Here is a 25,582-nt window from a genome sequence, read left to right as displayed (position 1 = left end):
AAATAAACAGTCTTGCCCTGGTAAACGAACCGGGCGGGATGTTCATTAGGGCTCAATGAAGACCCTCCCATGCCGAACGAAAACATGTGGCGAGGGGGCCTGACCACGAATGAACGGTTTAGACCTGCGGCACCACCTCCCGGCCAAGCGCCGCCACCACGGCGTCCAGACACTCCTCCTGCTGCAGGATATCGAAGTGGCCGGCCGTTACCGTTTGCACCTTGCGCAGCCGTGGTTGCTGACGCTCCAGGGTCGCGCGTTCGGCCGTCGGGTTGCCATCGGCCCACCAGCAATGCAGCTCGGCCTGCGGAATCGGCAAGGTCTCGACCTGTCGCGACAGCGCCTTCAACCGCGTGCTGACCATGAACGTCTGGGCCAACTCATCGGCACCGAGCAGCGCGTAGCCGCTGGCCTGATCGCTTTCGCTGTCGATCACCGCACGAATGATCCGCGCCACTGCCTCGTGGTCCCCCGTCGACTCGGTACTCAACACCCGGGCAATCACCTCGCCATCCATGCCCAAGGTTGCACCGAGGAACTCGGCCAGATCCGTGCGCCACTCATCCGGGCTGGCGACGGCATTGACCTGGGTTGGCACAAAGCTGTCCACCAGGCCGACAAACGCCACTCGCTGGCCCTGCTGTTCGAAGAAGTCACTCACCATCAACGCCAACGCCCCGCCCAGCGACCAGCCCAGCACGTGGTACGGCCCCAGGGGTTGCCGGGCGCGGATCGCCTCGACGTAATCTTGGGCCATCTGCGCAAGCGAGCTGTCGTGCCACTGCCGGTCGAGCAGCATCCGGCATTGCACGCCGTACACCGTGCGCTCGCCATCCAGGCGTCGGGCCAACGGCTCGTAGTCGAACACCGTGCCGAAACCGGCGTGCAGGCAGAACAGCGGCGGCTGATCATTCACCACCTGGTTTAGCAGCAACAGCGGTTGCGGACTGTGTCGCAGCGGCTGTTCATCGACACCGGACAACCCGGCAATCGTCGGCTTGGCCATCATGTCCCGCAGCTTGAGCTGGAAGCCCGGCTGATTCAGGGCGCGCACTTTCGAGATCACCTTGAGGGTACGCAGCGAATCGCCGCCCAACTCGAAGAAGTTGTCGATAATGCCGACCTTCTCGATGCCCAGCACCTGTTGCCAGATATCCGCCAGCGCCCATTCCAGCGGCGTGCGCGGCGCCACGTAGTCACGGCCGGTGAAGGCCGGGTCCGGCAAGGCCTTGCGGTCGAGCTTGCCGTTAGGGGTCAACGGGAAGCGCGGCAGCACCACGACCTGGGTCGGCACCATATAGTCGGGCAAGCTCTCGCGCAATGCCGCCTGGCAACGCGGGCCGAGGCCATCGTCTTGCGCCGCTACCACATAGCCCACCAGCTGCGGCCCCTGACCGTTGTCACGCACCACCACCAGCGCATCGTTGACCCCGGCCTGCTCGCGCAGGCGGGCTTCGATTTCACCCAGTTCGATGCGGAAGCCGCGCACCTTGACCTGGTGGTCGATACGCCCGACGTAATCGAACACACCATCCTCGCGACGGCGCACCAGGTCGCCGGTGCGGTACAGGCGCCCGCCTTCGGTGCTGAACGGATCGGCAACGAAGCGCTCGGCGCTCTGCCACGGGTGGCGATGGTAGCCGCGCGCGACACCCCGTCCGCCGATGTACAACTCACCGACCATGCCCACCGGCAGCGGGTTGAGGTCCATGTCCAGTACGTGCAGGCTGCGGCTGCCGACACGTTGGCCAATCGGCGCGTACATCGCCTGGCAGTGGCCGTCGGCGGCGATTTTCCACAGCAGCGGCGTGACCACGGTTTCCGTCGGCCCATAGCCGTTGACCAGGAATTGCGGCTTGAGTGTGTGCTTGACCCGCTCGAACGTGGCGTCCGGCACCGCGTCGCCACCGAAGCAATAGATGCGCACCGGCGGCGGATCGCCGCCCTGCAATTCGGCGTGTTCGGCCAGTTGCAGCAGATAGGCCGGCGGGAAGCAGGCGACGCTGATGCGCTGACGGTGCAGCACCGCCAGGGTCTGCTCGGCGGTCCACAGATTGTTGTCGCGGATCACCAGGGTCGAGCCGCTGATCAGCGCGGTGATCCAGCGTTCATGGGCGCCGTCGAAGGCGAACGACATGAAATGCAGCTCGCGATTGTCCGGGTCCATCTCGTACAGCTCGGCGATGGCTTGCACGTGCATGCTCAAAGGCCCGTGGGCGACGGCGACGCTTTTCGGCTTGCCGGTGGAGCCCGAGGTGTAGATCAGGTAGGCCAGTTGCCCGGCGTGCACGGAACTCGATGGCACCGCCACATCGACGTCGAGGTTGAAGCGATCCACTGCGACCATCGCCGTGCCCGGATTGAGTTGCGCGCTATCGCACAGACGCTCCTGGGTCAGCAGCAAGCGCATGTCACTGTCGGCCATCATGTAGCGCAGGCGTTCCTGCGGGTATTGCGGGTCCAGCGGCACGTAGGCCGCACCGCACTTCATCACCGCCAGCAGCGACACCACCAGCTCCAGCGAGCGCTCCATGAACACACCGATCACGTCTTCGGCCTGCACGCCTTGCTCCAGCAGATGCACTGCCAGGGCATCGGAGCGATGGTCCAGCTCGGCATAACTCAACTGCTCGGCGTCGCGATCGGCATAACTGAGCACCAGCGCCGTGTGATCCGGTTGCAGTCGCGCACGCTGACGGATCAGTTCGTGCACCGGCGTCTCGTCACCCTCGGCCACCCCCGGCAGTTCGCCGTCCAGCGCCCGGCCTTCGTCCAGGGTCAGCAGGCCCAGCTCACCGACGGCGCGCCCGGCGTCGTCGCACAAGCGCTGCATCAGGCTTTCCATGTGGCTGCGCAGGATTTCCACGGTGGCCAGATCGAACTGATCGCGCTGGTGCATGTACTCGATGCGCAGCCCTTCGTCGAGGCTGACCATCAGGTCCATGGCGAAGCTGGTCAGGCCGAAATCGGAGACGTCCTCGAAGCGCAGGGAATCGCCGTTCCACTCGCGAAGGGTACGGTCCACCGGCTGGTTTTCGAACACGATGATGCTGTCGAACAACGACTGCCCGCCCTGCCCGGCCCAGCGCTGAATATCACTGAGCGGGGTTTGCTGGAAGTCGCGGATGTCGAGGTTGCAGGCCTGGATCTCCCGCAGCCAGTCGCCGACGCTGGCTTCGGTCGGCACCGTGTTGACCACCGGCAAGGTGTTGATGAACAGCCCGAGCATGTTCTCCGAGCCGTTGAGTGTTTCCGGGCGCCCGGACACCGTGGCGCCGAAGGTCACCGTGCGCTGGCCGGTGTAGCGCTGCAACAGCAGCAACCACGCGGCTTGCACCAGGGTGTTGAGGGTCACTTGCTGTTGCTGGGCAAAGGCCTGCAAACCCGCGGTCTGCCCGGCGCTCAGGTGCGTATAGATCGCGTGATAACCGGCTTGCGGCGCCTTGACCGGCAGTGCGCGGGCCAGGTGCGTGGCGCCTTCGAGGTTACTGAGTTTGTCTTTCCAGAACGCTTCGCTGGCCTCGGCGACTTGCTGGCCGAGCCAGTCGATGTAGTCGCGATAGGCGGCCACCGGCTCGTGCTCCTCACCGCTGTAATGGCGCAGCACTTCACCGATCAGGCGCGACACGCTCCAGCCATCCATGAGGATGTGGTGGTAGGTCCAGATCAGGCGATAGCGGTCGTCTTCCAGGCGCACCAGCAACAGGCGCAACAGCGGCGCACGGTTCAACGAGAAGCCGCGTTCGCGCTCCTCGAGGGCCAGTTGGCGGACGCGCCCAGGCTGATCATCGAGCCCGCGCCAGTCCAATTCAGTGAGCAGTGACGGCGCGTCACGCAGCACCACTTGCAGCGGTTCCTTGTCGCCTTCCCAGAGGAATGCGGTGCGCAGAATCCCGTGACGTAGGGCAGCATCCGCCCAGGCTGCGCGGAAACGCGCACCGTCGACGCCACGCACACCCACTTCGATCTGATTGACGTACAGCCCCGAGTCGCCGTCCTGCACCGAGTGGAACAGCATGCCCTGCTGCATCGGCGACAGCGGATAAACATCCTCGACTTCGTCCGCTGTCAGTTCCAGCGTCTGATACTGCGCGTCACTCAGGTCGATGTTCGCGGTCGGTGCAAACACCGTCTGTACGGCTTGATCTGCCGTGAGCGGTTGAGCGACCGTGGCCAGTTCGGCGATGGTCGGATGGCTGAACACGTCTTTGGGCGAAATGCTCAACCCGGCCTTGCGTGCGCGACTGACAGCCTGGATCGAGACGATTGAATCGCCGCCCAGTTCGAAGAAGTTGTCGTGCATGCCAATCTGCGGCACTTCGAACAACGCCTGCCACACGGCTTGCAGCGTCGCCTCCACGGCACTGCGCGGCGCAACGTATTCGCGCACTTGCAGGTCCGGTTGCGGCAATGCGCGGCGGTCGAGCTTGCCGTTGGGCGTCACCGGCAACTGATCGAGCAGCAGCACGTGGCTCGGCTGCATGTGCTCGGGCAGTGCGTTGCGCAGGTGTTGCTTGAGTGGATCAACGGCAACAGGACCTGTGACGTAAGCCACCAGTTGCTTGGACTTGCCAACGTCGAGGGCGATCACCACGGCCTCGCGCACCGATGGATGCTCCAGCAGGCAGGCTTCGATTTCCCCCAGCTCGATGCGCAAGCCGCGGATCTTCACTTGATGGTCGATGCGCCCGACGTATTCGATCACGCCGTCCGCGCGGTAACGCGCCAGGTCGCCAGTGCGGTACAGGCGCTCACCCTGCTCGCCGAACGGGCTGGCGACGAAGCGTTCGGCGGTCAGCTCCGGACGGTTGTGATAACCACGGGCCAGGCCGATGCCGCCCAGATACAGCTCACCCACACACCCTTGCACTTGCGGTTGCAGGCTGTCGTCGAGGATGTAGGTCACCAGGTTGGCAATCGGCTGACCGATCGGCACGCTAAAGCCGCCGTCGTCGACACAAGTCCAGTGGGTCACGTCGATGGCCGCTTCGGTCGGGCCGTACAGGTTGTACAGGCCAACGTTGGGCAGCACGCGGAACAGGCTGTGCTGCAAGTCCGCCGACAGGGCTTCGCCGCTGCACATGACCTGTCGCAGGCTGGCGCAACGCTCGAAGCCTTCGCCCTGAACGAACGCCTGCAGCATCGACGGCACGAAATGCAGGGTGCTGACCCGGTACTGCTCGATCAGGCTGACCAGTTGCGCCGGATCGCGATGGGCACCCGGCTCGGCCACGGCCAGGCGTGCACCGGTCATCAATGGCCAGAAAAACTCCCAGACCGACACGTCGAAACTGAACGGGGTTTTCTGCAAGACGGTGTCGCGCCCGTCCAGCGGATAGGCGCCCTGCATCCACGCCAAGCGGTTGTACAAGGCCTCATGGTGGTTGGCCGCGCCCTTGGGTTTGCCGGTGGAACCGGAGGTGTAGATCATGTAGGCCAGCGATTGCAGCTCGACCACACAGGGCAGGTTTTCGTTGCTCAGGCCGTCCAGCAAACCGGCCATGTCATCGAGACAAATCGCCGTGGCGGCGGGCGGAATCGGCAACTGCTCAAGCAAATGACGCTGGGTCAGCAGCAGGTGTACGCCGCTGTCGTCGAACATGTGCTCCAGGCGTTCGCGCGGGTAGTCCGGGTCCAGCGGCACGTAGGCGCCACCGGCCTTCATGATCGCCAGCAGGCCGATCACCAGTTCCAGCGAACGCTCGGCGGCAATGCCCACCAGCACTTCGGCGCCGACGCCCTGGCTGCGCAGGTAGTGCGCCAGCCGGTTGGCCTGTTGATTGAGTTCGCGATAGCTGAGGGTCTGGCCGGCAAACACCAGGGCCGGAGCCTCCGGGGTTCGCAGCACCTGGGCTTCGAAGCACTGGTAAACCGGACGCACATCCGGCCAGGCCTGCGCGGTGCGGTTGAAGTCCTCGATCTGCTGCGCCGTTTGTGCGGCATCGAGCAGGTTCAAGCGGCCCAATGGCTGCTGCGGCGCACTGACCATGGCATCGAGCAATGCCAGCAGACGTGTGCTCAAGCCTTCAATGGCTTCTGCGCTGAACAGCGCCGTGTCGTAGTTGAAACGCAAATCCAGGCATTCACCCAGCTCGGCGGCGATGGCCAAGGGGAAGCTGGTCTGGTCGTGGTTGCTGATGCCGGAGAACTTCAGCGCGCTGGCATTGCCCTCCTCCAGCGCCTGGGCCACCGGGTAGTTTTCGAACACCAGCAGCGTGTCGAACAGCGCCTCGCCAGAGTGACCGGCCCAACGCTGCACATCCGCCAGCGGTGTGTATTCGACTTCGCGCAACTTGAGGTTGAGCGCCTGGACTTCATCGATCCATTGGCTGACCGTGCGCTCGGGGTGCGGTGTGGCGATCACCGGCAAGGTGTTGATGAACAGACCGATCTGCTGCTCGATGCCTTGCAATTCGCTTGGACGCCCCGACACCGTGGCGCCGAACGCCACTGTTTGCTGCCCGGTGTAGCGCTGCAACAGCAACAGCCACGCCGCTTGCAGCACCGTGTTGGGCGTGACGCGGGTCTGACGGGCGAACCCGCTCAGGCGCTCGGTGGCCGTGCGGTCCAGGCTCAGGTGCAGGGTGCGATGAGCATCGCCCTGCCCGGCAACCGGCCCCGGCAAGGCGCCGGCCAGTCGCGTCGGTTCGGTGATCGACTGCAATTGCTCCAGCCAGAACGCTTCGCACGCGGCGCGATCCCGGGTGCCCAGCCAAGTCATGTAATCGCGATAACCGCCAACACTCGGCGCCGGCATGATTCCGCAATACCGCTGCAGCACTTCGCCGAACAACTGCGAAGTGCTCCAGCCGTCGAGCAGGATGTGGTGGTTGGTGAAGATCAGGTGATGGCGGTCATCGGCGGTCTGCACCAGGGTCAGGCGCAGCAACGGCGCCAATGTCAGGTCGAAACCGCGCAGACGGTCGTCCTCGGCCAGGCGATCCAGCGCTTCGGTAACCTTGGGTTGATCGCGCCAGTCGAGCACGGTCAGCGGCAGCGTGGCGTCGGCCAGGATCACTTGCAACGGCCGCGAGCCGTTGCTTTCGCTGAAGAACGCCGCGCGCAGCACTTCATGGCGCTGCAGCGTCTGCTGCCAGGCATCGCGGAACGCCTCGACGTCGAGCCCCTGCACATCCACGCGCATCTGCGGGATGTAGGCCCCGGCATCCGGGGCGAACAGGCTATGAAACAGCATGCCCTGCTGCATCGGCGACAGCGGCAGGATGTCTTCGATCTGGCTGGCCGCCAACGGCAAGGCATCCAGCTGCGCCTGATCGACGCGCACCAGTGGCACGTCGCTCGGGGTCAACCCGCCGGCACCGCTCAGGCAATGTTCGATCAGCTGTTGCAGCTCCAGGGCGTAGGCATCGGCCAGACGTTGCACGGTCTGCGGGTTGAACACGTCACCGCTGAAAGTCCAGCTCAGGCGCAGCTGCCCGGCATACACCTGACCATTGATGCTCAGGCCCCGGTCCAGTTCGACCGATGCGCCCTGCTCGGCACCACCGTTTTCCCGGGCCGGGCGCCACGGCGCCTGTTCGTCGAAACTGGCGTCGAACTGGCCCATGTAGTTGAAGGTGACCTGCGGTGACGACAGATCCTCAAGGCCGGCGTCGGCCAGATAGCGCAGGATGCCGAAGCCGATACCTTTGTCGGGCACGGCGCGCAGCTGTTCCTTGACCGCTTTGATGCTTGCAGCCAGATCGCCCGCCGGGGTGAGTTTCACCGGGAAGATCGAGGTGAACCAGCCCAGGGTGCGGGTCAGGTCGATGTCGTCGAACAAGTCTTCGCGGCCATGGCCTTCCAGTTTCACCAGCGTCGAAGTTTGACCGGTCCAGTTGCCCAACACCCGCGCCAGTGCCGTCAGCAACAGGTCGTTGACCTGGGTGCGGTAAGCCGCCGGGGCGTCCTGCAGCAGTTGGCGGGTCAATGTGCTGTCGAGCAAAGTTTCCACGCTCACGGCATGCTGGCTGGCCAGGCTGCCTTGGGGGTTGTCGGCGGGCAGTTGCACCTGTACGTCGCGGTACTGGTCTTGCCAGTAACTGGTTTGGCTGGCCAATGCAGCACTTTGCGCATGAGTTTGCAGGCGAGCGGCCCAGGCCTGATAGGCGCTGGTTTTCGATGGCAGACGCAGGGGTTGAGCTTGCTGCACTTGTTGATACGCGGTTTGCAAATCTTCCAGCAGCAATCGCCAGGACACGCCGTCCACCGCCAGGTGATGCACCACCAGCAGCAGGCGCTGGCCCGCCGCGCCCATGTCCACCAGCAAGGCACACAACAGCGGGCCGTCCTGCAGATTCAGGCTGGCTTGCGCGGCGTTGCACAGTTCAAGCAGTTCATCGGCATTGGCGGCCTGGCGCTGCCACAGCACCTCGGCACTGTTCCACTGCTCGGCCTGGGCCTGTTGCCAGACGCCGTCGACCTGACGCAACCGCAGACGCAACGCGTCGTGATGTTCTACCAGCGCGGCCAAGGCCTGTTGCAGGCTGTCGCTGTCCAGCGGCTCGCGCAGTTCCAGCAGCAGCGACTGGTTCCAGTGGTGACGGGCCTCGATGTCTTGCTCGAAGAACCAGTGCTGGATCGGCGTCAGCAGCACCTCGCCACGCACCGGCCCCTGGTCGATGACCAACCCGGCGCTGCGTACCGCGACCTTCGCCAGGCTCTGCACGGTCTGGTGCTGGAACAGGTCCCGCGGGGTGATGCGAATCCCGGCCTGACGCGCGCGGCTGACCACCTGGATCGAGATGATCGAGTCGCCGCCCAGTTCGAAGAAGTTGTCGTCAATGCCTACGCGCTCGAGCTTGAGCACGTCTTGCCAGATCGCCGCCAACTCGGTTTGCAGCTCATCCATCGGCGCCGTGTATGCCTGCTGCGCCAGCGTTGCGTCGGGCTTGGGCAATGCAGCGCGATCCAGTTTGCCGTTACCGGTCAGCGGCCATTGGTCGAGTTTGATCAGATGCGCCGGCACCATGTAGTCCGGCAAACCGGCCTGCAAATGTTCACGCAGGGAGTGGCGCAAATCGCTGTCGTCGCCGCTCGCGGTGAACCACGCGACCAATTGCGGGCTGCCATTGACCTGCGGTGCCAGGACCAGCGCCTGCTCGATGGCCGGATGGCTTTGCAGACGATCCTGGATTTCCCCCAGTTCGATGCGGAAACCACGGATCTTCACCTGATGGTCGATACGCCCGGCGTACTCGATGCTGCCATCGGCGCAATAACGCGCCAGATCGCCAGTGCGATACAGGCGCGCGCCCGACTCGGCGGCGAACAGGTCCGGCACAAACCGTGTGGCGGTCAGGTCGGCACGCTGGTGATAGCCGCGAGCAAGGCCGGCACCGCCGACATACAGCTCACCGACGCAGCCCTTGGCCACCGGGTTCAGGCGCGCGTCGAGCACGTACCAGCGCAGATCGCCGATCGGCTCCCCCAGCGGCGAGCTATTGGCGCCATCGAGGTCGGCACGGGCCAGCGGCCGGTAGGTCACATGCACGGTGGTTTCGGTGATGCCGTACATATTGATCAGCAACGGCTGCCGGTCGTCGAAGGCGTCATACCACGGACGCAGGCTGGCCACGTCCAGCGCCTCGCCACCGAACACCACATACCGCAGGGACATGTCTGGCGCATTGGCGCAGGCGAACGGCATCAACTGGCGAAAGGCCGAAGGGGTCTGGTTGAGTACCGTGACTCCCTCATCACTGAGCAAGCAGGCGAAGTCTTCCGGGGAGCGGCTGACCGCGTGGGGCACCACCACCAGCTTGCCGCCGTAGAACAACGCGCCAAATATTTCCCACACGGAAAAGTCGAAGGCATAGGAGTGGAACAGGCTCCACACATCTTGCGCATTGAAACCGAACCAGTGCTCGGTGGCGCTGAACAGCCGCGTCAGGTTGCTGTGGGGCAGCAGCGTGCCTTTGGGTTTGCCGGTGGAACCGGAGGTGTAGATGACGTAGGCCAGGTTCGCTGGAGCGGTCAGGTTCGGCAGGTTGTCGGCACTGGCTTCAAGCAGCCAGTCGCTGGCGTGATCGAGGCAGATCACTTCAATGCCTTCGTTCAACGGCAGCTGTGGCAACAGCGCGGAATCGGTCAGCAACAGGCGCGTGCCGCTGTCGGCGAGCATCCAGGCCAGGCGGTCCTGCGGGTATTGCGGGTCCAGCGGCACGTAGGCGCCACCGGCCTTGAGGATCGCCAACAGGCTGACGATCATCTCCAGCGAACGCTCCAGGGCGATGCCCACCAACACATCGGGGCCGACGCCGCGCTCGCGCAGGCGATGGGCGATGCGGTTGGCGCTTCGGTTCAGTTCGGCGTAAGTGAGGGTGACGCCGTCGCAGGTCACGGCGATGTTGTTCGGGTGCGCGGCGGCCTGGGCTTCGATCAGTTGATGGGCACACAGCAGGTTCGCCTGATCGCTGTTCAACCCGGCAGTGCGATTCCAGTCGCGCAAGGTGGCCTGCTGCTCGGAGGCGTCGAGCATGCACAGGTCCGCCAAGGCAATCGTGCTGTCAGTGCAAATCGCCTGCAACAGGTTCAGCCAGTGCCGGCCGAGACGCTCAATGGTCGAGGCGTCGAACAGCTCAGTGGCGTAGACGAACGACGCGTGGATGCCCTCGTCGCCCTCGACGGTGTCGAGCATCAGATCGAACTTGGTGGTTTTCTCATCCCAGATCAGCGGTTCGACGCTCAGCCCCGGCAGGTCCCAGCGTTGCGGACCACCACTGTCGCGCTGGTGGTTGAACATCACCTGGAACAGAGGCGTGTGGCTCAGGCTGCGCTCCACGCCCAGGCCATCGACCAGTTGCTCGAACGGCAGGTCCTGATGGGCCTGTGCGCCGAGCGCCGCGGCCTTGATCTCGGCCAGCAATTGCCCAAACGGCTGGTCGGCCCGTGGCTGGCTGCGCAACACCTGGGTATTGACGAAAAAGCCCAGCAGGTTTTCCACGTCCTGGCGGGTGCGGTTGGCAATCGGCACGCCGACACGAATGTCCTGCTCGCCGCTGTAGCGATGCAACAGTGTCTGCAACGCTGCCATCAGCACCATGAACAGGGTGCAGCCTTCGCGGCGGGCAAGATCACGCAGTTGGGCGGTCAACGCAGTGGAGATTTCCAGCTCGACGCTGGCACCCTGCTGGCTCGGGATCGCCGGGCGACGACGGTCGGTCGGCAGGTTCAGTGGCGGGTGTTCGCGGCCCAACTGCACGCGCCAGTAATCGAGCTGGCGTTCGGCCTCGCCGGCCTCCAGCCACAGGCGCTGCCAGCGGGCGAAGTCGGCGTACTGAATGCCCGGCTCCGGTAGTTGCGGGGCCTGCCCGGCGCTCAGTTGTGCATAGAGCCGGGTGAACTCCTGCAACAGGATCGGCAGCGAACCGCCGTCGGTGACAATGTGGTGGAAGGTCAGCACCAGCACATGTTGCTGCGCATCGAGGCGGATCAAGCGGCAGCGCATCAACGGACCGCTATGCAGGTCGAACGGCTGCTCGGCGTTCAGGGCGATCTGCCGCTGCAGTTCGGCCTCGTCGCCAGCGCTGACTTCGAGCAGCGGCGCATCCATCCGTGGGTGAATCTTTTGCAGCACTTGCCGGTCGTCAAAAACGAAGGTAGTGCGCAGCACTTCGTGACGCTGCACCAGCGCGCTCAGGGTCTGCGCCAGCGCCTCAGGGTTGAGTTCGCCGCTCAGGCGGAAGGCACCGGTCAGGTTGTAGGCAGTGGCCTGGGGCTGCATCTGCCAGAGGAACCACAAGCGCTGCTGCGCGTAGGACGCCGGCAGCGTGTCGACGGCGCGGTCCCGTGGCGGGATCGGCAGCAGTTCCAGGGTCAGCCCCTGGGCATGCATCTTCTGTTGCAACGCGCGCCGGGCGTCCGCGCTCAAGCCGCAGAAACGCTGGGCCAGGGTCATCATTCTGTCCGGTGCAGCACTCATCGCGCGTGTTCCTCATCCACTTCGTCGAACAACGCTTCAAGGGCGTCTACATCGTTTTCTTTATGTTCACTGTGCTGACGGAACTGCTCGATCTGCGCCGCCAGGCGTTCCAGGGTGTCACCGTCGAAAAACAACTTGAGCGGGATCGCCAGGTTCAGTTCTTCCTGAATCCGCGCACGAATGCGCGTGGCCAGCAGCGAGTGCCCGCCGAGTTCGAAAAAGTTGTCGTGCACGCCGACGCGTTCGACGTGCAGCGCTTCGGCCCAGATCGCCGCCAGGGTTTTTTCCAGGTCGTTGCGTGGCGCGACGAAGACGCTGCGGCGCACATCGAGATCGAGCAAGGCCTGGCGATTGAGTTTGCCGTTGGGCATCAACGGGAAGCGCTCCAGCACCTGCAAGCGCGCCGGTTGCATGTGCTCGGGCAGTGCCTCGGCCAAGTGGCTGCGCAATTCGTTGAGGCGGATGTCGGCGGTGTCGGCCGGGGACACCACGAAGCCCAGCAGTTGCGGGCCGGTCGGGGTTTCCCGGGCAATCACGGCGGCGTCCTCGATGCCCGGCGCGTTGCGCATGGCCGACTCGATTTCGCCCAGCTCAATGCGGAAGCCACGGATTTTCACCTGGTGATCGACCCGGCCCAGATACTCCAACACGCCATCGGCGCGATAGCGCGCCAGGTCGCCGGTGCGGTACAGGCGCTGGCCCGCCGCCTTCGCGAACAGGTCGGGGACAAAACGCTCGGCCGTCAGCGCGGCCCGTTGCAGATAACCTCGGGCAATGCCGGCCCCGCCGACATACAACTCGCCTTCGACGCCCACGGCCACCGGTTGCAGGTCCGGGCCGAGCACATGGATGCGCATGCCGGCAATCGGTTGGCCGATGGGAATGCTGTCGTCATCGTCGCTGAGGGGCAACTCCCAGGCCGAACACCACACGGTGCCCTCGGTCGGGCCGTATTCGTTGACCAGCGCCACCCCCGGCAATGCCTCGCGATGTCGCTGTACCAGTGCGTTGCTGCAGGCTTCGCCGGCGACGATCACACAGGCCAGCGCCTGGCGGTCGACGTGTTCGAGAATCTGTGCGTGGTACGACGGCAAGGTCAGGTAGTGGGAAATCTCTTCGCGCTGGATCAGCGCCGCCAGTTGCGCCGGATCCTTGTAGCTGTCTTCGTCCGGCAGGCACAGGGTCGCGCCCTGCCCCAACGCCCAGAAAACCCCGGCCACCGAGCTGTCGAAGGAGAACGACGAGAGCATCAGGAACCCGCGCAGCGGCTGGCGATAAAAGGCATTGCGCGCCAGGGTCGAGGCCACGGCGTTGGCATGGCTGATCATCACGCCCTTGGGTTTGCCGGTGGAACCGGAGGTGTAGATGACGTAGGCCAGATTGGCGCTGTCGCCTTGTGGCTCAGGCCGGGTTTGCGCGGCGGACCAGACTTCGGCCCCTGGCATCAGGGAAATTGTCCGCTCACCAGGTAATGCATCCGGCAGCGTTTGGCAGGCCAGCACATGGCGCGCGCCGGTATCGGCGAGCATGAACGCCAGACGCTCGATCGGGTAGTTCGGGTCCAGCGGCAAGTACGCAGCGCCAGCCTTGAGCGTGCCCAACAGGGCGATGACCATTTCCAGGGAGCGCTGGCCGTAGACCGCAACAATTTCATCCGGTGTCACGCCTTGGCCGCGCAAGGCATTGGCCACCTGATTGGAGCGCGCATCCAGTTCGGCATAGCTCAGGCGCTGACCGTTGACGCTCAGGGCGATGCGTTGCGGATGCAGGCGCGCCTGTTCGCTGAACAGCTCTTGCAGGAAGCGGAACGGCAATGCCAGCTCGGTGGCGTTCGGGTTGAAGCCTTCGACCAATCGGGTCAGTTGTGCGTCATTGACCAGAGTCGCCTGAGCCAGGGTCATTTCGGGCGAGCCCAGCAATTGGTGACTGAACTCGACAAACTGCTCCAGCCATTCAACCAGCATCGATTCGGGCAGCGCACCGTCAAGACACGACAACTGCAACTGATCGCCCTGCACTCGCAGGCGAAGGACTTCGGGGTTGCCGTCGTCCACCTCGATAGCGCTTTCAATGGCGGCCTGATAGACGAAGCCGTAACGCAGCGGCGCGGTACCTTCGGCGCTCAGTTCGAATTCATTGAGGCAATCGAGCCACGACAGCGACTGTTCGACGCTGGCGGCAAACGCCACCAACGCTTGTGCCAGTGTCTGCTGGCTGCGGTGATCGAAGGCCACCGGCAAACGCCGGGCGAAACGTCCGAGGGTGGCGATGGTTTGCTCGTTGCGCCCCTCCACCTGCCAGCCCATCAGCAGCTTTTCCTGGTGGCCGATGCGTGCAACGAATGCAGTCCACAGCAAAAGCGCCAATTGCTCTGCCTCAACGCCTGCTCCAGCAGCGGCCCGTTGCACGCCAGCCAACCACGGGGCGTCAATCAACGTTGCCTGACGACGAACCAGAGTGACTTCGACGGCTTTTTCGAACGGCACGCGATGAGCCACGACGAACTGCGATTGCAGGTTGCGCCAGAACGCCGCGCCTTGGTGGCCGATGTCCTCTTCGCGCAGTTCTTCCTGCCATGCGCTGTAGTCCAGATATTGCAGCGCGTCCTCGTCGTCGCCCAGGGTTTCACCGCGCAACAGGCTGCCAAGTTCACTCGCCAGCACCCGCAGCGATGCCTCGTCGATGCTGCATGCCGGGGCCAGCAGGGTGATGAAAGGCTGTCCTGCCTCGTCTTCAACCTGCGCCACCACCAGCGCCTGATTCGAATGTTCAACCATGACTTCACGGCTGCGGCTCAAGGCCTCGGCCACTGAAGGCTGGTTACCCGGAAGGGTGAGCGGCAACCCATCGCACAGGCTCTGCACCGGCCACTTCATGCCCGGCAGACGACGGTACAGCGTGCGCAGGATTTCATGGCGCTGACTGAGTGTTTCCAGTGCCCTGCGCAATGCCTGGGCGTCCACTGGCCGGGCGACCGGCAACGTCAGCGCCGCGAACAGCGGTCGTGCGCCCAGCTCCTGGGCCCGCAAATAAAAGGCCTGCTGGGCCGAAGTCTGGAATACGTCTACCGAAGGTTCGAGGGCGGTGGTGTTCATGTCGGGTGTCCTTATTCCTGATCCAGGTCGGCGCTTTTCTGCGCGATGGCCATGGCCGTGAGGATTTTTCTGTAGCCGGTGAATTCGTTGCGCGCATGCACGCTGAGGATGTTGTCGAGCAGGACCACGTCGCCCCTCTCCCAGGCGAACTCGACCATCACCTCGCGGTAGATGCCTTGCAGGTGACGAATCACGTCCTCGGGAATCGGCGAGCCGTCGCCGAAGAAGGTGTTTTGCGGCAAATCTTGCGGGCCGAATTCACGCAGCAGGTTGTCGCGGATGCTGTCCGGCAGGGTCAGTGCGTTGAAGAAGGTGCCGTGGTTGAACCAGATGCGCTCGCCGGTCAGTGGATGGCGCACGATGGCCGGGCCGTTCTGCCGGGTGCGCAGGCGGTTGCCCGGCTTCCATTCGGCCTGGATGCCGATTTTGGCGCAGTAGGCCTCGACTTCGCTGCGATCCTCGCTCTGGAACACGGTCTGCCATGGCAGGCCCATGCCGTCGCCGTAGTTGCGCACGTACATGATGCGTTTGCGGGCAAATTCTTCGCGCACCGCCGGGTCGATCCGTGCGAGGATCCGGCGGGTATCGCCAAAGGGTGTTTCACCACCGGTGGTCGACGGCGTGTCGCAGTAGAAATACAGGTGACGCGGGAACACCGGTGAATACGAGTGTTCGTTGTGCGGGAAGATTTTCTCCGGCGCCGGGTAATCGGTGGAGCTGTAGATCTTGAACTGGCCGCTGATCTGGGTCCGTGGCGAGGCGCGGAACAGGTACTCCAGGGCACCGCCGGAAATCCCGTCGACGCAGCGGTTGAACTCGCCGATATCAGCCACCTGGAAGCCACGGAACAGGATCACCGCGTGTTCCAGCAGCTTGCTTTCGATCAGCGCGCGATTCTGGGTCGCCCATTCCACCAGGCTCACGCCGGACACGGCCGGACGGCACACCAGCGGCATGCTGAGGCCTTCGAACATCGGCGCAAAACTCACCAGCCGCGTCGGATCGGTGGACAGGCTCTTGCGGGCACCACGACCCATCTTGGGAATGGACTTGGTCGTTGAAACGGTCATAAACCCCTCCAGAAAATATTGACGGCGGCGCTCAAAGGCGCCGCCGACTGAATCAGTCCGCCGCGGATTGCGTTGCCGGTGCGCCACGGTTCGCCGAGCGGCGCTTGATCGCCATGGCGCCGCCGAGCAACGCCTTGCGTTGTTCGCTCAAGCGCGCATCGGCCCGGCGTTGCACATCGGCGGCCAGGTCCAGCAACTCACCGACCTGCACTCCGTCAGCGCGTATCAGCGCCTGGAGTACCGCCCGGATCTGTTCGAACAAACACTCCAGCGTGCTCGGCAGGTACTGGCCCACCGGCGTTTCGAAACTCAGGTGAATGTGCTCGGCATCGTTGTAGAACGCGGCGACCATGCCGATCTCGGCGGCCTGGCGCCCGGACGGGAAGTCCTCGACCTCCAGGCCCTCCATCGACGACAAGCGACCGACGCCTTCCTGGTAGATCAGCTTGATGTCGAACAGCGGCGAACGGCCGGCCCGGCGCGGCAAGCGCAAGGCTTCCACCAGACGCTCGAACGGCAGGTCCTGATGGTCCGAAGCCTCCAGCACCGCCCGGCGACAGGCCTCCAGCAACTGCGCCGCCGACTGCTCGGCATCGACCTCCACTTGCAGTACTAATTGGTTAACGAAGAAGCCGACCATTTCTTCAAGCTCGGCTTGATTTCGGTTGGCGATATCGGTGCCGATACGCACCCGACTGACCTCGGTACGCTGGCGCAGGACGAGGGTGAAACCGGCCAGCAGCAGCATGAACAGCGACAGATCGCGCTGTTGGGCAAAGTCGCGCACCTGCTGGCTGAGTTCGGCGCTGAAGGTGAAATGAGCACTGGCGCCTTCTTGCGCCGTGCGCCGGTCGCCATCGGCGGGCAACTCGAGCACCGCTTGTGGCTCGGCAAGGCGCTGCTGCCAGTAGTCGAGTTGGCGCTGCAACTCGCCGCCCTGCTCCAGCCACTGGCGCTGCCATTTGGCGAAGTCGGCGTACTGCACGCTGTGCGCCGGCAGTTGCGGGGTCTGGCCACGGTTGAGGGTTGGATAGAGCGTGACGAATTCATTGATCAGGACGCGGAACGACCAGTCATCGGCGACGATGTGGTGCACCGTCAGCAACAGCACATGTTCGTCATCCGCGACCCGCAGCACCCGCACCCGCAGCAACGGACCGTGACGCAGGTCGAATGGCCGGGCGACCTCCTCGCGGGCCAGTTGCTGCGCTTCGACGTCCGGCGCCGGTCGATGCCGCAGGTCGTTGGCCTCGAAGCTCAACGGCAATTGCCCGTGCACCCGCTGCCAGGCCTGGCCGTCTTCTTCGTAAAAGGTGGTGCGCAATACGGCGTGACGCTGCACCAGGGTTTCGAAGGTTCGGTGCAGGGCATCGAGGTTCAGTTCGCCGCGCAGGCGCAAGGCACCCGGCATGTTGTACATCGAACTGTCCGGTTCCAGGTTCCACAGGAACCACAAGCGCTGCTGGGCAAAGGACAACGGCTGGCGTTCGCCAGAGGTATCCGCCACCAGCGCCGGGCGCTCACAGCTGTGTTGCAGCGCCTGCACCTGAGCGGCGAAATCCTCGAGGCGCGGATGTTCGAACAGGCTGCGCAAACTCACCGAAAGGCCCAGGCGCTGGCGGATCTGCGAGACGATTTGCGTCGCCAGCAACGAGTGCCCGCCCAATTCGAAGAAGCTGTTTTCCCGATCGACGCGATTGACCTGCAACACCTGCCGCCAGATCTGCGCCAGTTCGATTTCCAGTGCGCCTTGCGGGGCGCTGCCAACGTCGGCCTCCCAGACCTGCGGGGCCGGCAACGCGGCGCGGTCGAGTTTGCCGTTGCGGTTGAGCGGCAACGCGGCCAGCAACACCAGTTGCGCCGGCAGCATGTACTCCGGCAGGCGCTCGCCCAGGGCGCGGCGTACGGTGTCGGTGAGTTGACGGGGATCCGAGTTCAGCCATTCATCACTGGCCGGCACTACGTAGCCGATCAATTGCTTGCCACCAACGCCTTCGTGCACCAGCACCGCGGCTTCGCTGATCATCGGCAAGCCTTGCAGATGCGCTTGCAGCTCACCCAACTCAACCCGGAAACCACGGATTTTCACTTGATGATCGATGCGTCCCAGGTACTCCAGCGCACCGTCCTCGCGATAGCGCGCCAGGTCGCCGCTGCGGTACAGCCGCGCGCCCTGCGTGCTGGAAAACGGATCGGCAATGAAGCGCTCGGCGCTCAAGCCCGGTCGCTGGTGATAACGTTGGGCAAGGCCGGCGTCGCCGCCGATGCACAATTCGCCGACGCAACCGGTCGGCAGCAGGTGGCCTTCGCTGTCCAGCACATACAGCGCACGCCCCGGCAGGGCTTTGCCGATGGGCACGCCAATGTGATTGCGGGTATCGGCCAGTGTGCATTCGTGGGTACTGGACACCACCGTGGCTTCGGTTGGCCCATAGGTGTTGAGCAGGCGCACATCGCCCAGGCCGGCGGCGTGCCACAGCTTCAAACCTTCCAGCGACATGGCTTCGCCGCCGACGTGGACCTGACGCAAACGCCCCTTGTCCCGCTGCGGGTGCGCGGCCCACTCCTGAGACAGCAGGAACCAGTAGGCCGCCGGCAAATCCGCCAGGGTCACGCCATGCTCGATGATCTGGCGATAGAGGGTGTCGGTGTCCCACAGTTCATCACCGCGCATCACCAGCGCCGCGCCCACGCACAATGGCGGGTAGCACTGCTCGACAAAGCCGTCGAAGCTGAACGTTGCGAATTGCAGCACGCGGTCTTGCGGGGTGAGTTGTGAATAGTGCGCCGCGATCACGCAAAACTCGCGCAGTGCGGCATGGGCCAGGCACACGCCTTTCGGGCGTCCGGTGGAGCCGGAGGTGTAGATCAGATAGGCCAGGTCTTCGGCGCTGGCGAGGTTGATCAGGTTGTCGGTGGAATACCCGGTGTCTGCGCCCGGCTCCAGCGCCAGGCGCGGCAAACCTTGCGGCAGCGCTACATCGGCCAACAGGCCCGGTTGCGCCAGCAGCAGGTCCATGCCGCTGTCTTCGATCATGCAGGCCAGGCGCTCGGCCGGGTAATCCGGGTCCAGCGGCACATAACCGGCGCCGGACTTGAGGATCGCCATCAGGCTGACGATCATCTGCCCATTGCGCCGCACCGACAGGCCCACCCGCTGCCCCGGCGCCACGCCCTGGGCACGCAGGCGATGGGCGAGCTGGTTGGCTTGCGCATTGAGCTGGGCGTAGGTCAGGCGCTCGTCACCGACCATCACCGCCAGCGCATCGGGGGTGCGTGCCGCTTGTTGCTCAAACCGCTGATGAGCCAACAACGGGCTATCGATTGGCGGCGCCGGCGGACGGGAATACGCCAGCACCATTGCTTGCGCCTGTGCATCCAGCAAGCTGACCGCGCCCAATGCCTGTTGTGGCTGTGCGACGAACTGCCCCAGCACCTGCAACAGGCTGGCGCCCAACTGGCTGATCTGCGCGGCACTGAACCGGGTTCGGTCGAAACTGAAATCCAGGCGCAGGCTGGCGCCGACTTCGATGCCCAGGGTCAGCGGGTAACTGGTGATTTCGTGATTGTGCAGCGCACCGAAGGTCAGGCCCGCCGGCGCCCCTTGCTTGAGGGCTTCGGCCACCGGGAAGTTCTCGAACACCAGCAGGCTGTCGAACAGCGCCCCCTGTTGCCCGGCCCAGCCCTGAATGTCGTACAGCGGCACGTGTTCGAACTCGCGCAGGCTCAGGTTCAGGGCTTGCAGGTCGCTGAGCCACTGGGCCACCGACTGCCCCGCTTGCGGCGCGGCGATGATCGGCAAGGTGTTGATGAACAGCCCCAACTGCTGCTCTATGCCCGGCAGCGGCGCGGAGCGTCCGGCAATCGTTGCGCCAAACGCCACACAGGACTGGCCCGTGTAGCGTTGCAACAGCAGGCCCCAGGCGCCTTGCAGCAAGGTGTTGAGGGTGATTTTCTGCTGGCGGGCAAAATCGCTCAGGCGCTGTAGCGCGGCGCTCTCAAGGGTCAATTGATGTTCACCCATGCCGTACCCTTGGGCAGGCGTCGGCAAGGCTTGCGCCAGCAGCGTCGGCGTTTCCAGCGGCGCCAGCGCCTGTCTCCAGAACTGTTCGGCGGCCAGCAGCGGCTGCTGTTGAATCCAGCCCAGATAGTCGCGGTATTGCCCCAACGGCCTGGCCAACGTCTGGCCGGCATAGTGCTGGATCACTTCGTCGAGCAAATGCGCGTTGCTCCAGCCGTCCATGAGGATGTGATGGCTGGTATGGATCAGGTGCCAGCCTTCACTGCCCCGACGCACCAGCAGCAGGCGGAACAATGGCGCGGCGCTGAGTTCGAAGCCACGGCTGCGCTCCTCGGCGGCCAGTGCATCGAGATCGATGTCGGCTGCTTCGATCACTTGCAGTTGCAGATCGATCTGGCGATGAATCACCTGATGCGCGCACTCAAGCCCCAGCCAGTGAAAGCTGCTGCGCAGGATGTCGTGTCGGTTGATCGCCGCCTGCCAGGCCCGGCCGAATGCCGCCAACTCCAGCCCCTGGATGTCCAGGCGCAATTGATTGATGTAGGCCTCGGCCTGGGGTTCGTACAGGGTGTGGAACAGCATGCCCTGTTGCATCGGCGTCAGCGGGTAAACGTCCTCGATGGCCGGCGCCGCAACAGGCAAGGCATCGAGTTGTGCCTGGGTGATGCGCGCCAGCGGGAAGTCCGACGGCGTAACCTGGCCTGGCGCTGTCGCGCAGCAATGTTCGATCAGTGTCTTGAGTTCTTCGGTATAGGCATCGGCCAGTCGTTGCACCGTGGACTCGGCAAACATGTCACGGCTGAAGCCCCATTGCAGCGAGAGCTGCCCGCCATAGACCTGGCCCTCCACGGTCAGCCAGTTGGCCAGCGGCGCATCATCGCCCTGAGCCTGGCCGCCACTTTCCGGGGCCGGGACGAACAGCGCGGCGTCGTCGAACTGACGATCGAACTGCCCCAGGTAGTTGAAGGTGATCCGTGGCGCCGGCAAGTCTTGCAGGGCCTGGCGCTGCGCCGGTTCGCCCAGGTAGCGCAGCAGTCCATAGCCCAGGCCTTTGCCGGGAATGGCGCGCAGTTGCTCCTTGATCGACTTGATCGAATTTGCCACCCCGGCCTCGGGTTGCAGGCGGACCGGAAACAGGCTGGTGAACCAGCCGACGGTGCGGCTCAGGTCGAGGTCGTCGGACAGGTCTTCGCGGCCGTGGCCTTCCAGCTGGATCAGCGTCGAGCCCTGCCCGCTCCAGCGGCAGATGACCCGCGCCAACGCCGTGAGCAACAGATCATTGACTTGGGTGCGATAGGCCGCCGGGGCCTGTTGCAGCAACTGGCGGGTCAGTTCGGCATCCAGTTTCGATTCGATCTTGTGCCCGTGGCGCTGCTGCAAGCTGCCCTGGGGGTTGTCGCACGGCAGGTCCCGGGCGTCCGCCAGTTGCGCCTGCCAGTACGGCATTTGCCCAGGCAAGGCGCCGGCATGCTGTTGCAGATGCGCGGCCCAGGCTTGATAGGCGCTGGTTTTCTCGGGCAGCGCCACTTGCCGGTAAGCCTGTTGCAAGTCTTCGAGCAACACCCGCCATGACACCCCGTCCACGGCCAAATGATGAACCACCAGCAACAGGCGCTGGCTGCCATCGTCGAGGCTGATCAGCAAGGCACGCAGCAGCGGCCCGCTTGCCAGATCGAGGCTGCGTTGCGCTTCATCGCACAGGCCGGTCAAGGCTTCGGTCGAAGACGCCCGACGTTGCCACAATCCAGCTGACTCGACTGGCTCTGCGTGGCGCTGCTGCCAGCCGTCGGCACCGTCGATGAAGCGCAGGCGCAAGGCGTCGTGGTGGTTGATGACGGTAACCAAGGCCTGCTCCAACACCTCAGGATTCAACGCGTCCCGGGGCGTCAACAGCAGCGACTGGTTCCAGTGCTGACGCTGGGCGATGGCCTGTTCGAAGAAGTAATGCTGTGCCGGGGTCAGGATCACCTCGCCACTGACCGGGCCTTGATCGACAGTGCTGCGGCTGTCGAACGCCGCGACCAGCGCCAGGCTACGCACGGTCTGGTACTGGAACAAGTCGCGCGGGCTGAGGCGAATGCCCGCCTGGCGGGCACGGCTGACCACCTGGATGGAAATGATCGAGTCGCCGCCGAGCTCGAAGAAATTGTCTTCGAGGCCCACGGGTTCTGCGCCCAGTACCTCTTGCCAGATCTGCGCCAGCGCGATCTGCATCGCATCTTGTGGCGCAACGAATGCCTGTTGCGGCGTGGCGTCGGGTGGCGGCAAAGCCTTGCGGTCGAGCTTGCCGTTGGCGGTCACCGGCAAGGCGTCCAGCGGCATCAGGTAGGTGGGCACCATGTATTCCGGCAGGCTGTCGAGCAGCCAGGCCTTGAGGGTTTGTGGCCACTGCGCATCGGTGTCGGCGTTTTCCAGCACCAGATACGCCACCAGATGCTTGCCGCCCTGCACCAGCACCACGGCCTCACGCACCAACGCATGCTGCATCAGCCGGGTTTCGATTTCCCCCAGTTCGATGCGCAGGCCGCGCAATTTGACTTGATGGTCGAGGCGCCCGAGGTACTCGATCACCCCATCGGCGCGCTGCCGCACGCGGTCGCCGGTGCGGTACAAGCGCGCACCGTCATGGAAGGGGCACGGCACAAAACGCTCGGCGCTGAGCGCCGGACGCCGGTGATAACTGCGCGCCAGCCCGGCGCCACCGAGGTACAACTCCCCCGCCACGCCGGCCGGAACCGGCAGTAATTGTGCATCCAGCACATGGGTGCGCAGGTTGGCGATGGGCCGGCCGATGGGCACGCTGTCGGCGCCTTCGTCGATGCAGGTCCAGTGGGTGACGTCGATGGCCGCCTCGGTCGGGCCGTAAAGGTTGTACAACCCGGCACCCGGCAGCTTTTTGAACACCTGCAATTGGGCATCCAGCGGCAAGGCTTCACCGCTGCAGACGATGCGCTTGAGGCCGGCGCACGCCTCGACACCCGGCTCGTGGATGAACGCCTGGAGCATCGACGGCACAAAGTGCAGCGTACTGATGCCGTGGTCACCGATCAGGCGGGTCAACCGCGCCGGTTCACGATGCGCCCCCGGCGGCGCCACTACCAGGCGCGCGCCGGTCATCAGCGGCCAGAAGAATTCCCACACCGACACATCGAAACTGAACGGGGTCTTCTGCAACACCGAGTCGCTGCCATCCAGCCGGTAAGCCTGCTGCATCCAGCACAAGCGGTTGACCAGCGCCGCGTGACTGTTGCCAGCGCCTTTGGGCTTGCCGGTGGAACCGGAGGTGTAGATCACATAGGCCAGGTTCAGTGGATGCACTTCAACTGGCGGGCAGGACTCGCTGTAGCCGTCGAGCCAGTCTTGCTCCTGATCCAGGGCGATGACCTTGACGCCCTCGGTGGGCAGTGCGCCGAGTAAAGTGCTTTGGGTGAGCAGCAAGCCAATCGCACTGTCTTCGATCATGTAGGCCAGGCGTTCAGCCGGGTATTCCGGGTCCAGCGGTACGTAGGCACCACCGGCCTTGTGAATCGCCAGCAGGCCGATGACCATTTCCAGTGAACGCTCGACACAGATCCCCACCAGCACATCCGGGCCGACACCCTGCTCGCGCAAGCAGTGCGCCAGTTGATTGCTGCGGGCGTCGAGTTGCGCGTAGCTGAGCTGACGATCGCCAAACACCAGTGCCGGCGCGCCGGGGGTGCGTCGGGCCTGGGCCTGAATCAACTGGTGCATGCACTGCTCGACCGGATAGATCTCGGCGGTGCGGTTCCAGCCCTGCACTAGCACTTGCTGCTCATCCGCCGTCAGCATCGGCAACTCGCCGATTTTTTGCGTCGAGTCGTCGACTATCGCCTGCAACAGGCTCGTCCAGTGCCGGGCCATGCGCGCGATGGTATCGGCCTCGAACAGGTCGCTGGCGTAGGTCAGCGCGGCGTGCAGCTTGCCGCCCTTTTCCCAGGTGTCGAGGGTCAGGTCGAACTGGGTGGTGCGGCTTTGCCAGTCGATGCTGCCCAGCTCCAGGCCGGACGCAGTGCTGACCGAGGCCATGTCGGCCACATGCGGCTGGTGGTTGTACATCACCTGGAACAGCGGCGTGTGGCTGAGGCTGCGCTCCAGTTTCAGCGCTTCGACCAGGCGCTCGAACGGCAGGTCCTGATGGGCCTGGGCGCCAAGGGCGGTTTCCTTGATGGCGCGCAGCAGGTCGTCGACCCGGGTCTGGCCGTCCAGTTGGGTGCGCAACACCTGGGTGTTGACGAAGAAGCCGATCAGGCCTTCGATTTCCGCGCGGTTGCGGTTGGCGATGGGCACGCCGACGCGGATGTCGGTTTGCCCGGTGTAGCGATGCAGTAAAGTGTTGAAAGCGCCGAGCAACAGCATGAACAGGGTGATGTTGTGCTTCTGTGCGGTGCTGCGCAGTTGCTCGGCCAGTTGCGCCTGGACCGCGAATTCGTAGCGGGTACCGCGATAGCTCGGCATCGCCGGGCGCGAATGATCCAGCGGCAGTTCCAGCACAGGATGTTCATCGCCCAATTGCGCCTGCCAGTACGCCAGTTGCCGCGCCTGCTCGCCCGCCTCCAGCCAGCGGCGCTGCCACAGGGCGTAGTCGCTGTACTGGATAGGCAGCGGCGTCAGCTGCGGTTGCGTGCCGGCATCGAAGGCGTCGTAGCAGCGGATGAATTCGTCGATCAGCACGTTCATCGACCAGCCGTCGGAGACGATGTGGTGCAGGGTCAGTAACAGCACGTGCTCAAGCCCTGCGAGCTTGAGCAAGGTGACCCGCAGCAGCGGACCGGTCGACAGATCGAACGGCAGTACCGATTGCTGTTCGGCGGTTTCAGCCACGGCACGTTCGCGCTCCTCGGCGGGCAGTGCGCTGAAATCCACCTGCTCGATGACCAGCGGCGCGGTGGCCGGGACTTGCAACAGGCTGTCATCGGCTTGACGGGCGAACACCGTGCGCAGGGTTTCATGCCGCGCCACCAGGCTGGCGAACGCCTGCTCCAGCGCCGACAGGTTCAGGCACCCGGTCAGCCGGACCGCGCCCGGCAGGTTGTAGGCACCGCTGTGGGGATCCAGTTGCCAGAGAAACCACATGCGTTGCTGGGCGTACGACAGCGCCAGGCGATCCTCAGCCTCGATGCTGGCCGGAATCGGAAAACGGGCGAAATCCACGCCCTCCTTGTGCAAGGCCGCAAGGAACATTTGACGCTTTTCCAGGGGCAACCCGATAAACCGGCGAGCGAGTTTCAAGGAGTCTTCAGCATTCATCTATCGGCATCCGCATCAGTAGGCAGCAGGCGCAAGGGCGCGTCGTCCCTATAAAACGAATGCAGGCGGGAAAAATTAGCGGATGGGAACAAGTATCAGGAGGGCGGTAGAGCGCGGGTTACAAGAACATCACACCCCCTTGTGGGAGCGGGCTTGCTCGCGAAGGCGGTGTGTCAGGTGCCATGTATGTGGCTGACGCACCGCC

The 25,582-nt window shown here is 64.3% G+C and carries 4 protein-coding genes; all 4 read right to left on the bottom strand.

Annotation, left to right across the window (positions count from 1 at the left end):
* Positions 1-118: 118 nt before the first annotated feature.
* From KGA98_RS21180 to KGA98_RS21165, 4 genes are read right to left on the bottom strand one after another with little or no spacing between them, the layout of a single operon-like run.
* Positions 119-11,923 (bottom strand): non-ribosomal peptide synthetase, encoded by an 11,805-nt coding sequence (locus tag KGA98_RS21180; protein ID WP_223503611.1) that lies wholly within the window; start codon positions 11,921-11,923, stop codon positions 119-121.
* Positions 11,920-15,018 carry a non-ribosomal peptide synthetase gene (locus KGA98_RS21175; protein WP_223503608.1) on the bottom strand — a complete coding sequence of 1,033 codons (3,099 nt, stop codon included), beginning with the start codon at positions 15,016-15,018 and terminating at the stop codon, positions 11,920-11,922. The genes KGA98_RS21180 and KGA98_RS21175 overlap by 4 nt, the downstream gene beginning before the upstream one ends.
* 11 nt (positions 15,019-15,029) lie before the next feature.
* Positions 15,030-16,088, bottom strand: coding sequence for a TauD/TfdA family dioxygenase (locus tag KGA98_RS21170; RefSeq protein ID WP_223503606.1), 1,059 nt, complete (start codon positions 16,086-16,088; stop codon positions 15,030-15,032).
* Positions 16,089-16,140: 52 nt separating this feature from the next.
* Positions 16,141-25,377 (bottom strand): non-ribosomal peptide synthetase, encoded by a 9,237-nt coding sequence (locus tag KGA98_RS21165; RefSeq protein WP_223503604.1) that lies wholly within the window; start codon positions 25,375-25,377, stop codon positions 16,141-16,143.
* Between the last annotated feature and the right edge of the window lie 205 nt (positions 25,378-25,582).

This window comes from Pseudomonas sp. BF-R-24, assembly GCF_019947335.1.
Lineage (GTDB): Bacteria > Pseudomonadota > Gammaproteobacteria > Pseudomonadales > Pseudomonadaceae > Aquipseudomonas > Aquipseudomonas jessenii.
Note: the sequence above shows the minus strand (reverse complement) of the source record. Positions and strands in the feature narration are given on the sequence as shown.